Here is a 696-nt window from a genome sequence, read left to right on the forward strand (position 1 = left end):
CATGAAAGGAACCATCGAGGTGCGACTCACGCTCAATGGCGAACCCCGTGCTGAACGCGTGGATTCGCGATTGCTGCTGGTCGAGTTGATTCGCGGCGTGCTCGATGCGAAAGGCACGCGGGTCGGATGCCTGACCGGCGATTGCGGCGCGTGCACGGTGTCGATCGATGGCGAGGTGAGGAAGTCCTGTCTGGTGCTGGCGGCGTCGATCTCTGGAAACGATGTGCGGACAATCGAAGGCATCGGCGGAATCGGGGCTTTGCAGGAAGCGTTCATTGCGGAGAACGGGTTTCAATGCGGATTCTGCACGAGCGGCATGATCATCGCGGCAGCGGACCTGCTGAAGCGCAACGCTTTGCCGAGTCACGAAGAGATACGGCGCGCGATCAGCGGCAACCTGTGCCGATGCACCGGCTACGAAAGCATCGTCAATGCGATCTATCGCGCGGCGCACGGCAGGCACGCGTGCGCCCGGTCCAACGTAGCGTGAACACATATTTATTCTGGGAGACCTATGGAAATCGGCATTATCGGATTAGGCGCGATGGGACGCGCCATGGCGCGCAACCTGGCGCGCGCAGGACATGACGTGAAAGCATGGTACCGCTCGGGCGGATCGGTGGAAGGAGTCACGATGGTCGCGTCGCCTGTTGAAGCGTTTCAGGGCGACGCCGTTTTCACCATGCTGTCCGACGA

Annotated in this window: 2 protein-coding genes; both read left to right on the forward strand. The window is 61.1% G+C overall.

What is annotated here, in order from left to right; genetic code table 11:
- Nucleotides 1-490, forward strand: a 490-nt coding sequence (locus AWB67_RS39030) for a (2Fe-2S)-binding protein (protein WP_087660946.1), incomplete at its 5' end; no start/stop codon positions are given.
- A 24-nt stretch (nt 491-514) separates the two neighbouring features.
- Nucleotides 515-696, forward strand: a 182-nt coding sequence (locus AWB67_RS39035) for an NAD(P)-binding domain-containing protein (protein ID WP_159965181.1), incomplete at its 3' end; no start/stop codon positions are given.

The organism is Caballeronia terrestris (genome assembly GCF_001544515.1).
In the GTDB taxonomy this organism is placed as follows: Bacteria; Pseudomonadota; Gammaproteobacteria; order Burkholderiales; family Burkholderiaceae; genus Caballeronia; species Caballeronia terrestris.